The organism is Micromonospora sp. HK10, from assembly GCF_000982955.1.
Taxonomy (GTDB): domain Bacteria; phylum Actinomycetota; class Actinomycetes; order Mycobacteriales; family Micromonosporaceae; genus Micromonospora.
This window is the reverse complement of sequence record NZ_KQ058896.1, coordinates 181-679: the sequence shown is the minus strand read 5'-3', so window position 1 is coordinate 679 and position 499 is coordinate 181. Positions and strand designations below refer to the sequence as shown.

Genomic DNA, 499 nt, shown 5'->3' with positions numbered 1-499 from the left:
GGCGGCCAGGCGGACGTGCCGAACGTGGCCGGCACCTGGAAGGACCTGACCGACAGCGTCAACTCGATGGCGTCGAACCTGACGAGCCAGGTGCGCAACATCGCCCAGGTCTCCACGGCGGTGGCCCGGGGCGACCTCTCCCAGAAGATCACCGTGGCCGCCCAGGGCGAGATCCTGGAGCTGAAGGACACCGTGAACACGATGGTGGATCAGCTGTCGTCGTTCGCCGACGAGGTGACCCGGGTGGCCCGCGAGGTGGGCATCGAGGGCAAGCTCGGCGGCCAGGCCCAGGTGCGCGGGGTCTCCGGCACCTGGCGCGACCTCACCGAGAACGTGAACCAGCTCGCCGGCAACCTGACCAGCCAGGTGCGCAACATCTCACAGGTCTCCACGGCGGTGGCCAAGGGTGACCTGTCACAGAAGATCACGGTGGACGCGCAGGGCGAGATCCTGGAGCTGAAGAACACCGTGAACACCATGGTGGATCAGCTGTCGTCGT

General features: G+C 67.1%; 1 protein-coding gene. It reads left to right on the top strand.

The window, feature by feature from the left end; all coding sequences use genetic code 11:
- Positions 1-499 (top strand): HAMP domain-containing protein (locus LQ51_RS34180; protein ID WP_231605924.1); only part of this gene is annotated, 499 nt, incomplete at both ends.